Here is a 12060-nt window from a genome sequence, read left to right as displayed (position 1 = left end):
CGTGGCGAGGGCAGGTTGGATCCCGACGAACCCGAACACTGCCAACAGCAAAACCACCGTTGCGGTCTGAACACGTTTGATTCCGGTGCCCAACTTTCCCCCCGTTACAAGTACTCTCAGAACGCTGTCAGCGCCTAGTCAATCGCCGCCGCCTGAGACATTGGCAGCGCGGGGGCTACCACCGGTAGGAGGGCAGCCCGATTTAGTTTATCGTATGGATTAGTCGCCCTCCTTCGGCGTCGGCACGGCCTCTCGAGGCGGGTTTCATTGATAGAGTTTCTAAGTGCTGATGCCTATGTCCCTAGGAGCACATGACACCCCGGCCGAGGAGCAGGCGCGAACCTGCGGCAAACCCCCTGGCAGTTCACCGACGCGACCGCAGACGCCTTTTGACCCGCAGGCTCCTTGCAACACTGTTTGTAGGTGCTGCGCTCTTCGTCTCTGCAGACGTACCCTCCCCCCGTACTCTGACCCCCGAGTCGCATTCGGCGACAGCCGAAGAGCCTAAACCGGCAGTTCAGGTGCCAACGGAGCCGGGTCAAGCCAACCCGACCTACCCAATCAGCGGCTTCTTCATTGCACCGAGCTCCAGGGATTCAACGAATCTTGCAAAGCTGTCAGACATCAAGACATTCGGTGGCGACACTGTCATAACGTTCGGAACGCCTCTGCAGCCGGTTACCCGCGAAACCCTGCCGCGAGATTGCGTCATAGACGGTAAGAGCTGTGTAACTGCGGCAACGGGTTCGCTTCAGATCAACCGTTATTTCACCTACCTGGACGGCAGCCACTGGGATTCAGCCGACCTGCAATGTCCAAACGATCGAAGCGTCATTCACAACGGCAAGTCATACACGATCCTGATACTTCCCACGGAAGATCGAGGATGTACATCGCCGAACGGCAAATACGACGTAATCGTCATGGGTGGTGGCACCACCAGCTCAGCCGATCCCTTCACGTCGCTGGCCTCGGCCGCAACTCGTTTGCAGATGAAGTACTTCGCGGGGCTTCCCGCCCCCGCCAAAAGGGCGGATATCCGGTACCTACCCGATTTGACCTATGGCCACACCCTTGACCTTTTCACTGAGCGGTTCCTGCGATACCAGGCGGCAGTGAATGACGTTCCCGGTCTGGCAGGCTTCTATCACCACACGGAGATTCCTCTTACTGACAGCAGCACATACGATTCAGTGCTGGCCCTGTACGCGGCCCAAAACCTCCAGATTCATCGATTCCATCCAGGGAGGCAGGCAGTGGTGAGTCCCTTCATTGAAGCTCGCTTAGGCAAAGCCAGCGCCAGCCCCGCTCAAGCTGAGGTGGGGATTAGAAAGATCGCGAAGACGTCAAACGGTGTCGTCCTCAACATCGCCATCCAAGACGGCATGGGCACCGGCAAGGGAGGGGCGTTTTCGTCTGCCGAAGCGGACTCTCCCGTTGATCCTTCCACTGCCAGCGCAGTTGGCAAGGGTACTTGGGCAAGCAAGTACGTTGCCCCAAACCGCGACTACTTCGTCGCGGCTGCAGATGGCGTTTCCGGAACCAACGCCGTTTTGTGGGCCAACGTGGAGGGAATGACTCCCGTGAGTACGGGAACGATCTGCGGCGATGGATTTCGTGGGCAGACTACGAAGGCGAGACTCGATAGACAGCTTCAGCAGGTGGTGAATGCCAAGAAGATCGTTTCGTACATGTGGGACTCATTTTTTACCTGTACCGGCAACGGCACAGCTCTGAAGAATCAGCTCGAAGCGGGGCTGAAGACTCCCATAATCACAGACGTAACGTTCCGCCCCGCCACGGGTCAGGTACAGGTAGCAGGCTTCAATTTGCAGGGAAGCTCTGTAAGAGTGCGATGGACAAGCCGCGATGGGAAGCCCCAAGTCAGAGTCCTTCGGGCCACAGGCATTAATGCAGGGTATGGGGCGCAACACGGCCTGAATCCGAGTCTCGAGATGATCTCCCTGAGCGTTGGCAAGACCACCGTTGACGTGAAGGCCGTCTATTCCCTGACAGTTACTAACGGCTGGGGCGGTACCGCTCCGCAGTTCTATTCCACGATTCGCTGACACAGCGCGAATGGTGGACCATCATGTGTCGATGGCCTCTCCTGTAGGCTGGCCAAGTGCCATCAGTATTCATCTACGGGAGTTGCGTATCCCGCGATCCCTTCGAGAAACCTAGCGATTTCACGTTAGAGGGTTACTTCGCGCGCTCTTCGCTCGCGAGCGCCTTCAGCGCGCCCCTTGCACAGGATGCTCTGCAACCGGATTTTGAAGCTCTAAGCAGCAACTTCCAGCGAAGGATGCTTCAGACAGACATTGAAAAGTCCCTTCCGGAACTCCTCAGGTCGACACCGTTCGACGTTTTGGTTGTGGATTTCATCGATGAACGCATGAACACCCTTCAACTCGGTGAGAGCACGATCACTGAATCCGAAGAGCTGAAGGCCACGGGCTACCCAATCGCAGCATCAGATGTCTACGAGCCTTGGAGCGAGACCGGCCTCGCCTTGCGGCTCCAAGGGATCCAGGCTCTGACCCGCATTGTTGATCCAGCAAAGATCATCGTTAATCGTGTTTACTGGGCGACAGTGGATACCGAGGGAGTGCCCTTTCCCCGCTCCCGATGGTTCGACAGGAACAACCGTCTTCTCTACGACCTTTATAAAGAGATCGAGCGAATCCCGGGCGTCCGATTTATCGACTACCCGGGTGGCGCCCCCATGGCGTCCGCCAACCACAAGTGGGGTCGACAGCCCTATCATTTCAGCGAAGTTGCAAACGATCATTTCCTCGCTGAACTAAAGCGCCTCACAGACCAGTAGCGGCGTTCAGAATGATTAGGCGTTCAGGGCGCTGAAGCCGTCCGTCGAGGTCGCGCGCGGATAGGCTTGCCAGGAATCATCGCAAGGCGTCCAAAGGGCGCAACCAGCGCTGCCGCCGTCGTTGGTTTCTGCCGTCAGGCCCGCGCATAAGGTCGAGCCGCTCCCGGCGGAAGTTGGACCTCCGCGCCCCATTGAAAAGTTCTCCAACTTCAAATTGATAGAATCGTCCCTGCTGACGCCGACACCTAGGAACCCATGACGCTGCCGACTGACACCGATTCTTCCTCGACCGAGTCCCGTCCCAGACGCCAAAAGAGTGGCAAAAAGACCGCCCGGAACGTACTCCTTGGCTTTGCCGCCGTGGTTGTTGTAGTTGGTCTGGTGTGCGGCCTTTATCTCTTCAACTTGGCCCAAACCTTCAACAACGGGTCCAGCAAAATTGACGCCGCCTTCCCCGAGGAGTCCACTCGTCCTCAAAAGGCGGAGCCGGTCAACGGCACTGCCGCCATGAACATTCTGGTCATGGGCAGCGACACCCGCGGAACCGACCAGGTGGACCTGGAAACCAATGCGGCCACGGACCAGCGTTCGGACACCTTGATGCTGGTGCACATTCCTGCCGACCGCAAGAACGTCTACGCGGTCTCCTTGATGCGTGACCTTTGGGTAGACATCCCGGGCAAGGGCGAGTCCAAGATCAACTCAGCTCTTGCCTACGGGGGTGTGCCCCTGGTGGTCCAGACGGTCGAGTCGTTGTTCAAGCAACGCATTGACCATGTGGCCATGGTGGACTTTGAAGGCTTCAAGGGCCTCACCGATGCTCTCGGAGGCGTTGAAGTTGACGTCAAGATTCCCTTTGCTCCGGCATCCGGCCCCATGAAGGGCCATTACTACGCTGCAGGAAAGCAAACGCTCAATGGCGACGAAGCGCTTGCCTTTGTACGCGAGCGAAAGTCCTTCAGCGACGGCGACTACCAGCGTGTACGCAACCAGCAGGTCTACATGAAGTCGATCATCAGCAAGGTCATCGCCCGTGACACGCTCACCAACCCGGTGACCGTCAATAACATGGTCTCCGCCGTTTCTCCGTTTGTGAGTGTCGATAAAGGATTCGATGCGACGGCTATCGGAACGCTGGCCGTCAGCCTCAAGGATCTCCGGGCCAACGACACCGTGATGTTCACCCTGCCTACACTCGGCACTGGCACATCCGCGGACGGCCAATCGATCGTCGTGGCGGACACTCAAGCCATCTCGGATATCGCAGCGGCACTCTCCAAGGACCAGCTGGGTACGTACGTCACGGCGCATTCCCTCCAAAAGGGCAACTGAGGCCTGACCGAATTATCCGTTCAACCCCGGCTTCCGCTGAACTGCGGCAGCCGGGGCTTGGCTTTAAGTCCGGGTTGATTGAGTTACCTCGCGTACAAAGGCCCAAGCGTCAGCAGCCACTCGCTCAGGGCATTCCCACAAGACGAGGTGCCCTGTCTCCGGATAAATCGTGAACCGTGCACCAGGAATCCGTGCAGCGAGAGTTTCTTGGTGGGATCGGGGCAGCAGGTGGTCGTGCGCGCCCCAAAGGATGAGTGTCGGTGCCGGGATCGAGCCAACGTCCGTAGGCGGCACGGCTTCGAAAAGTCCCCTCATCGATGCCTTCCAGACAGCTGCCGGGATGGACAGTCCATCCTGAACGCGGTCTTCGATGTAGTCCGGAGCTACCGCGTGGAGCAGCCGGTACCAGGCCAGCGAGTCACGCACCCATTTCTCGGAGACTGGATCAGCCAGCTGCTCAACCTCGTCAGCGAAGACAGGACGCGCCTGCAAACTCAAGGGAGCACCCACCAGCATCAAGGAGAGCACCAAATCTGGACGGGTCACGGCCAACTGCTGGGCCACGTATCCCCCGCTCGAGGAGCCCAGCACATGGGCACGCTTCACCCCGAGGCACTCACACAAGGCGGCCACGTCGTCAGCAACCTCAATGAGTGAATAACCCTCTTCCGGCTTGTCGGCACCACCGTGCCCCCTTAGATCGGGGGCAACAACCACCGCCGAGGGAAGCGCAGCAATCAGCCTCACGAAACTCCGCCAGGATTCGCCCCAGGCGTGCAACAAGAGCAGCGGCGCAGCACCGTCGTCGTTCGTGTTCCCTGCAGACCCCTGTACGAAACACGTCACGCTGATCCCCGTGCGCAAAGCCACAGCCCTGACCCCGGACTCCATGGGGCCACCCTACGCCGCCATCGGGCGCTTGCATCAGTGGTTCCCACGGAACAACAACGGATAGGTGGCACGGCATGGTTATCCTCCCGGACGATGCAGGCTCCGGCTTACGCACCTGCCTGCCAAAAAGGATAGGCAAAACTACCCTATTGAGTAGTCGCACCCAATTTATGCGCTATATTTTTGACAACTAAAAATGTTCTCACTTTGTCGGTGTACGCTCATTGGCAGAACAAATTAGAAACCTGTAGAAAACTTGCTTTTCACAGGAAAATATAGATGGGGGAAACCGTTGGGGGCGGATGAGCTATCGGCACGACTGTGGCGCGAACGTAGGCAACTCGATTACTTGCTCTTCGTCCTGGAAACACAGCTGCTGCATCTGGAAGCCGGAAATTGGCATCGCTTGAGTTTTACAGCGGCAGAACTCGAAAAAGTCATCGAGAACCTTAGGTTCGATTCACTGGCGCGAGGCATGGAGGCTTCCGCCCTGGTTTCCGAATGGATTGAACAGGAGCAGCAAACGCTCCCCTCGCTGGTCTCCCTTGCACCATCGGGCCTCTGGCAAGAACTCCTGGAGGAGCATCGTCGCGCAATGTCTTCACTCCTAAGCGGCATCGACATGGTTGCCGCAGCCAACAATTCCCTGTTGAAGGGTGGCGCTCCGGCACCTGCCGGCGAAGGTATCGAGGCGTCCGACGTCGACCTCTCCGCCATCGCACTTGCCGCCAACATCCAGCGCGCCGTGGCCGCCGTTGCGAGCGCTTCACTGCCCGCAGTCAGGGAATTCCTGGGACCTTGAGGGGCGGTCCGGCGCCGCTCGCCGAGCGCGCAGGGCGGGGACAGTATTCTAGGCGACCCATTTATCAGCCAGCTGTCAATTGCACGGATATTTCCAATTTGTGCACAAAATGGAGTATGTAAGTTGACTTGCAATTACGATGATACGCCAATACATTATTGCGGATCATCCAATCATTGCACTCAATTTGTAGCCCAACTAAAGTCCCTTTAGGATTGACGTTGAAGTGTCAAGTCAACAGCACGCAGCTGGGCTTGTGCGATCATTTTACGTACGCCGTCTTGGGCGTCGGGGCAGTTATGGGGGCTGAATCGTGAATGTTTGTGTCTTGACTTTGAAGACCACCTTGCTATGTCCGCGGCCATCAGCGGGCACATCACTCCGACATAAGTAGTAGTCGGCATGGCCACTTCGACTACAGCCTCGACGTCGACTGACTCCTCTGGCAGCACTCTCTGGCTTCGCTCACAAAGTACGCAGATGCGCGTTCTGGACCTGATTTGCGTGGTTCTTGCAGTTGGCGGAGCGCACGTTCTGCGCTTCGGGGCGGAGGACGCGTCGATCGCCGAGACGGAAGTCTCCTACGCGACTGTTTCGGTCCTGCTCGTCATCACCTGGCTGGGTGTGCTCGAATTCAGCGGAACCAAGGACATGAAGGTTCTGGGTACAGGGACCGAAGAGTATAAGAGAGTAGCGGCCTCTTCCCTGTGGCTCTTTGGAGCCCTCGCCGTGGTCTCCTACGTGTTTCAGCTCCAGACGGCACGTGGTTACGTTTCGGTGGCGCTCCCGTTGGGCGTACTGCTGCTGTTAGCGAGCCGCTGGCTGCAACGGCAAGCGCTCCATAAGGGACGGCGTGATGGTCTCTACCTCCATCGCGTTCTGTTGATTGGAGCCGCCCACAGCGTCGACCACCTGTGGAAGAGACTGAATCAACACATCGTTTCGGGGTATAAACCCGTAGCAGCGTTCCTCACGGATTCAGGCACCGTTGATCAAACGCTGCCGGTCTTGGGCACTAATCCCTCGGTTGACGATGTGCTCAACGCGATTGGGCAGCGGAAAGCTGACACCGTGGCTATATCCAGCGGAGCAGACCCCACGTTTCTACGCCACCTGGGGTGGGCACTGTCAGCCCGCGATGTTGGCATGATCATGGCTCCGGCATTGACCGATGTGTCCGGACCAAGGATTCATATCCAGCCAGTTGCAGGGCTGCCGCTGGTCCATGTCACCACCCCAAAACTCGAAGGAATGCAGGCCATAGCCAAGCGGGCCTTCGACATTGTGGCGTCCACGGCACTGCTTGCCGTGTTGTGCGTTCCTATGGCCGTTGTGGCGCTCCTGATCAAACTGGACAGCCGCGGACCGGTGTTCTTCCTTCAAACGCGCATAGGAAAAGCCGGCGAAGCCTTCCACATGTACAAGTTCCGGTCCATGCGCACCGATGCCGAGGTGCAATTGGAAGCGCTTACGCAGCTCAGCGAAGGCAACGAAGTACTTTTCAAGCTGAAGAACGACCCCCGGGTAACGCGAGTGGGGCGATGGATCCGCCGGTATTCCGTGGACGAACTCCCCCAGCTCATCAACGTCCTCAAGGGCGACATGAGCCTGGTAGGCCCGCGTCCTCCTCTGCCACGCGAAGTTGCTGTCTATGAGCAGCACGAACACCGCCGTCTCATGGTGAAGCCTGGGATCACCGGCCTGTGGCAAGTGAGCGGCCGAAGCGATTTGTCCTGGGAAGAGTCAATCCGCCTGGACCTCTACTACGTTGAAAACTGGTCGCCAGCGCAGGATCTCATCATCCTTTTCCGGACACTGCGTGCGGTCCTCGCCAGAGATGGGGCTTATTAAGTGTCAAATCCCGCGTACCAACGGGTGGCGCCAAAGCGGGAGAACGGTCATCCCGCGCCTATGACCCGGCTGCATCGAGGGCTCTTCTTCGCCCCGGACAAACCAGGATGGGCCGTCGGTGTTTTGGCTCTCGGTGCGCTGCTGGCTGGTCTGGCACAGAACATACTTCTCACGTACTCATCCTTCGGCGGGTTCAACCTCATGGATGACGTGTGTATCTCCCTCATGTTCCTGGTGGCGCTGGCACGTTTGGCGCACCGGTTCACGGTACCCGCTTTGTTATCTGTCGTCTGGATCATTGCCTGCCTGATCGCTCTCTGGAGAACTGTGGACGAGAGCCTCATTCCCGGCGATTCCGCGTTCTTCCTGTTTCGGCAAGTGTGCATGCCCGTACTCGTCATTGTGTGTGGACTCGTGATGACCCGACGGGAATGGCGTTGGGTGTTGTTCGCGGTACTTGCCATCAGCATTCTCAACACGGCCTACATTGCCCTGGAGTCCCTGGGCATCAGGATCATTGATCCCACACCTTTTGCCCGCCTCAGCAAGACGGCAATCTACCCTAACGGCCTGCCGGGCTATTACATGTCCTTCGACCTCGCCGGCGAGCTCGCCGTGCGTGCCGGCGGATTGTTCCTCAACCCGCCCACAACCGGCATTGCGACGGCCGCCGCGGCAGTCATTGCATTCCATGCTTTCCGCTCGCGCTGGCGGAATCTCTTGGTCCTGGCATTGGGTCTCGCAACCATCGCGACCATCAGCCGTGCGGGCATCCTCCTGCTGCTGATTGGTATCGCCGGGCCCTGGATTGCCCGCAAGCTCCACCCAGTGGTTGCGCTTCCCATCCTGGGTGTTCCAGTGCTCATGGCTGGGAACAACATCGCTGACCTGGGAAACTCCGATTCACACGTCGACGGTCTGACGGTAGGGATTGAGCATGCCTTTGAATCGGTCATAGGCCGTGGATTCGGGTACGTCGGCAACTTCGCTGGAAAGGCCGGCGAACTCCAAGAAGCGTCCGAGAGCCTCTCCGGAATCGCCTTCTCAGCTGCGGGATTGGTGCCCTTGGCCATCTACGCAGTTGCTCTGGCGGCGGCTGTCAGGTCCCTTCTCCGCGCGTCGGACCGCTGGGAGAACTACCTGGTCATCGGAGCTTTGGTCATTGCCATGCTGGCGGAAACGGCCGGCTCCATGAACGCGACGGTCCCCATGTGGCTTTTGGTTGGCACGGCCTTCGGTTCGCATGTCAGGAACGGCAGCACCCATGATCCTTCAGCCCTTCCGGAGCCGGGTCCTCAACGTCAACAGAACAAACCGGGTGTTCCCAACGAGGTACCGCTTTAGCAAACGCCTCGGCTCCTGAACGAACCTGTAGCACCACTCGAGGCCCAGCCTCTGGATCCACAACGGTGCCCGCTTCAAGCGCCCGGAAATGACGTCGAAAGATCCCCCCACACCGAAAGCCAAGCCGGCATTCAACTGCTCCTTGTGGCGGAGCACGAAGTGTTCCTTCCTGGGACTGGGCAACGCCAGGAAAAGCAGGTCCGGTTTGGCTGCTGCGATCGCCTGGACAACATCGTTCTCCTGACCAGGTGTCCAATATCCGTCGCGATAGCCCACCACATTGACGCCCCTGCCTACGAAATCCTGGGCAACCGCTCCGACTACATCTTCCCTGGCCCCCAACAAGTACACCCGGTCTCCACGTTGGGGAGCCTTCTCGATCAGTTCCAGGAACAGGTCAATGCCGGAGACGCGCTCGGGAGCAGGAACGCCAAGGATACGGCTGGCCCATACGATCGACTGCCCGTCAGCGTTGCTGATGGCGCTGGTCTCCACGTATTGCCTCAACAGTTCGTCTTCCAGTGCATCAAGGACAATCGAAGCGTTCAGGTCGGCACGCCAATGACCACGCTGGGCAAGAAGGTTATGGCAGAGCTCCACGGATTCCTCCATGGTCAACAGGTCAAGGGGAAGATCGAAGACGCGCTCTCTACGGACCACTTGGTTGGCATCATTCATTCGCTTGTTCCCCCATCACCTTGTATCCACTCCGAAAGCCTCTTGAGCGCCGTGGTCTGTTCCCGGACCCTGCGGGTCCTGAGATCCACGATCAAACGTTCCAGCTCCGCTTGGCGGTGCACGGCATTGTTGGCTGCCTCGGCGTAAAGCTCTGCTTCAGGCGGAACGGTCAAGGCGGCGGTACCGAAGAAATCCTTGAGGACGGCAGTGTCCGAGGTGATCAGCGCTTTCCCTGCGCACATGGCTTCGTAGCCGGCTCTCTGCATGGTGTCTTCTTCGGTAGTCGGCGCCACCAGGACGTTGGCATGGCCCAAGAGCCTGAGGTACTCCGACCTTGAGACAAACCCCGGGAACACGGTGTTTCCAGGATTGCAGTCCGTTTTGAATGACTCCGGGGCCCTGCCCGTGAAGACCCACACCAGGTTCGGAGCCAAATGGGTGGCGGCAGCCAACTCCGCCAACGGTTCGTCGTACGAGTAGGTGATGGGAACCAAAACGTATGTCTTTGCCTGTAATGCGGCCAGGTTCACGTCCTCAAATTCGCCCAGTTCGCCTACCTCGGGGTACGTCTCAATGAGATCGTGAAGCACCAGCGCTTCGGCGCCGTTGTCCTGGGCTTGATCGGCCAAGGCCTGGTTGGTGACGATCGCCAGATTGGGAGCTCCAAGGAGCTTGGCCACCAGCTTGCTGGCCCACTTCCACTTGGGGTCGTAAAAAGTGCCGGTGTGCAGGTCACCGCAAATGCGGACATCCTTCCCGACGGCGGCCCTCACGGCCAGCAGCGCCACGACAGGCGGCTGCATAACGATGACCTCAGTGGGTTTGTATTGACGAAGAAACTTCCTGGTTGACAGCCACAACCGCAGGTAACGCAACGGCAGCGGTCCGGACCCGCCGCCGTCGGACCATTCATCTATCCCCAAGCGGCGGGCAATTCCCTCACTGCGACCGTGGAAATCTATCCAACTGACAAAAACGGGCTTCTTCTGGGCAATGGCCGAGCCCGGCTGGAGCAAAGTGGTCACTAGCCTGCATCCCTCTCAAGAAATGTGCAGCCACGACGGATCATTTGCATTTTCTATTTCCCCCAGTTAGACGGTCAGGAAGAGCCGTCATGATCTTCCTTTGTATTCTACCCGCTGTGCCAGACCGGCCCGCTCCAAATCCAAGAGAAATGAAACCGTCTGGGTCCTGATTTCTTCGATCGAAATCCCAAAATCATCCGCCACGTTTCCGAGGACGTCATCTTCTGGTCGAGGATTATCCGCACTTCCGAGAAACGACCAGATCAGGGCCGCTGGTCCTTGGAGGGCACGCGGACTCAGTTCCCCTTCCACATCCCGCAGATCCAGGACGTAAACGGAATCACCGTAATATTCGAAGGCCACCCCCGGAGGCCTGTACCAGCTGTCCATTTAGTTGACCCTGTTCCTGAAGAGGTTTATCGAAGCCGCAGGCAACGTTCGAATTCCTCGGGCCAGTCTCTTTGCACGTGTCCTCACCATTTCGAGATGGTTGGCATCCGCCATCCCCGGATCTTTCCGGAGCTCTTCATTGCTGGGATGAAGAGCCCTGAAGAAGATGCCGATCTTGGCCTTCCATCCAGCGGTCCTTATGGCGTACAGCCAACCACCCGTGGTGGCCTCGGCACTGGTCCGGTTGATCTTCCAGCGCGCCAGTTCAACAGAATCCAGATCATCAAAGGGACCGGCAACGCCCAGCTCCCGCAACTCCTCCTCCAGGACCCGCCTGACGCGACCAACATCAGCCAACCGGACGAGTGCCTGAAACTCGGCCGGTTCCATGTCCCGCTTCAAGGCGGCCATGATCTCCGCATGCTGGACGTTGTCCTCGGCGGCAGGTGAGTTCCGCAGAACATGGAGCAGCGCGATAACCGCATTCGCCACACGACTGGCTGTCGGGACCGGGACGTTGGCCAGTTCACCTTCTATCCTGGTTTCCCACAGAAGATCAAAGACCTCATCTGCCTTTCCGAAGAAACCCGGGAAATAGGAATGCACGTCAATATCGCTGGGCCAGTTTGCATGGATCAGGGTTCGTGAGTGGGGATCCAAGATGCTTGGCGAAAAGCGTACTTCACGGTCATTCCAACCATACTTTTCCAGAATGGCGCAGAACTCCGACATCCTGGACGGCTCCACGAGGATATCCGCATCGCTGGAAATCTTCTTGCTCCGAAGTCCCATCTTTTCAAGGAGGGGACCCTTGATGGCAAGTATGCGGACGGAATGCTCCGCAGCTATGCGGGCCACCAGTGCATATGCAAGCGGCGTAGCAGCGGCTATGGGCAAGGAGACCGCGGCTGAGTCTGCCG

11 protein-coding genes are annotated in these 12060 nt (G+C 58.3%); 6 read left to right on the top strand and 5 right to left on the bottom strand.

What is annotated here, in order from left to right; genetic code table 11:
- Positions 1-521 precede the first annotated feature (521 nt).
- The 3 genes from ACIPY3_RS00235 to ACIPY3_RS00225 all read left to right on the top strand — a co-directional run bounded on the left by ACIPY3_RS00235 (position 522) and on the right by ACIPY3_RS00225 (position 4159).
- Complete coding sequence (locus ACIPY3_RS00235; protein WP_400328610.1) at positions 522-2069, top strand: hypothetical protein; 1548 nt, start codon at positions 522-524, stop codon at positions 2067-2069.
- A 56-nt stretch (positions 2070-2125) separates the two neighbouring features.
- On the top strand, positions 2126-2827 hold the full coding sequence (locus tag ACIPY3_RS00230; RefSeq protein WP_400328607.1) for a DUF6270 domain-containing protein: 702 nt from the start codon (positions 2126-2128) through the stop codon (positions 2825-2827).
- Between the two features lie 255 nt (positions 2828-3082).
- Positions 3083-4159, top strand: coding sequence for an LCP family protein (locus tag ACIPY3_RS00225; protein WP_400328604.1), 1077 nt, complete (start codon positions 3083-3085; stop codon positions 4157-4159).
- A 63-nt stretch (positions 4160-4222) separates the two neighbouring features.
- Here ACIPY3_RS00225 and ACIPY3_RS00220 read toward each other — a convergent pair whose 3' ends face one another.
- Positions 4223-5005 carry an alpha/beta fold hydrolase gene (locus tag ACIPY3_RS00220; protein WP_400328601.1) on the bottom strand — a complete coding sequence of 261 codons (783 nt, stop codon included), beginning with the start codon at positions 5003-5005 and terminating at the stop codon, positions 4223-4225.
- A gap of 451 nt (positions 5006-5456) precedes the next feature.
- Here ACIPY3_RS00220 and ACIPY3_RS00215 point away from each other — a divergent pair, with 451 nt between their 5' ends.
- From ACIPY3_RS00215 to ACIPY3_RS00205, 3 genes are all read left to right on the top strand, one after another.
- The gene (locus tag ACIPY3_RS00215; protein ID WP_400328598.1) at positions 5457-5852 is read left to right on the top strand and encodes a hypothetical protein; all 396 of its coding nucleotides are present in this window, start codon (positions 5457-5459) and stop codon (positions 5850-5852) included.
- Between the two features lie 480 nt (positions 5853-6332).
- Complete coding sequence (locus ACIPY3_RS00210; protein ID WP_400328595.1) at positions 6333-7703, top strand: sugar transferase; 1371 nt, start codon at positions 6333-6335, stop codon at positions 7701-7703.
- Between the two features lie 60 nt (positions 7704-7763).
- Positions 7764-9047 (top strand): hypothetical protein, encoded by a 1284-nt coding sequence (locus ACIPY3_RS00205; RefSeq protein ID WP_400328593.1) that lies wholly within the window; start codon positions 7764-7766, stop codon positions 9045-9047.
- On the opposite strand, the gene ACIPY3_RS00200 is transcribed toward ACIPY3_RS00205, so the two are convergent.
- From ACIPY3_RS00200 to ACIPY3_RS00185, 4 genes are all read right to left on the bottom strand, one after another.
- Positions 8976-9725 (bottom strand): WecB/TagA/CpsF family glycosyltransferase, encoded by a 750-nt coding sequence (locus tag ACIPY3_RS00200; RefSeq protein ID WP_400328590.1) that lies wholly within the window; start codon positions 9723-9725, stop codon positions 8976-8978. The two genes, ACIPY3_RS00205 and ACIPY3_RS00200, sit on opposite strands and share 72 nt — an antisense overlap.
- The gene (locus ACIPY3_RS00195; RefSeq protein WP_400328587.1) at positions 9722-10750 is read right to left on the bottom strand and encodes a glycosyltransferase; all 1029 of its coding nucleotides are present in this window, start codon (positions 10748-10750) and stop codon (positions 9722-9724) included. Before ACIPY3_RS00195 ends, ACIPY3_RS00200 begins: the two co-directional genes overlap by 4 nt.
- An 87-nt stretch (positions 10751-10837) precedes the next feature.
- Positions 10838-11140, bottom strand: a complete 303-nt coding sequence (locus ACIPY3_RS00190) for a PqqD family protein (protein WP_400328584.1) — start codon at positions 11138-11140, stop codon at positions 10838-10840.
- Positions 11141-12037, bottom strand: a complete 897-nt coding sequence (locus ACIPY3_RS00185; protein WP_400328581.1) for a hypothetical protein — start codon at positions 12035-12037, stop codon at positions 11141-11143.
- Between the last annotated feature and the right edge of the window lie 23 nt (positions 12038-12060).

Origin of the sequence: Paenarthrobacter sp. NPDC089714 (genome assembly GCF_044748905.1) — a bacterium.
Taxonomy (GTDB): Bacteria; Actinomycetota; Actinomycetes; order Actinomycetales; family Micrococcaceae; genus Arthrobacter.
Note: the sequence above shows the minus strand (reverse complement) of the source record. Positions and strands in the feature narration are given on the sequence as shown.

Excerpts from the sequence above, each read along its gene's own strand:
- ACIPY3_RS00200 (WP_400328590.1), bottom strand. The coding sequence starts at position 9,725 with ATGAATGATGCCAACCAAGTGGTCCGTAGAGAGCGCGTCTTCGATCTT.
- ACIPY3_RS00210 (WP_400328595.1), top strand. The coding sequence starts at position 6,333 with ATGCGCGTTCTGGACCTGATTTGCGTGGTTCTTGCAGTTGGCGGAGCG.
- ACIPY3_RS00205 (WP_400328593.1), top strand. The coding sequence starts at position 7,764 with ATGACCCGGCTGCATCGAGGGCTCTTCTTCGCCCCGGACAAACCAGGA.
- ACIPY3_RS00190 (WP_400328584.1), bottom strand. The coding sequence starts at position 11,140 with ATGGACAGCTGGTACAGGCCTCCGGGGGTGGCCTTCGAATATTACGGT.
- ACIPY3_RS00225 (WP_400328604.1), top strand. The coding sequence starts at position 3,083 with ATGACGCTGCCGACTGACACCGATTCTTCCTCGACCGAGTCCCGTCCC.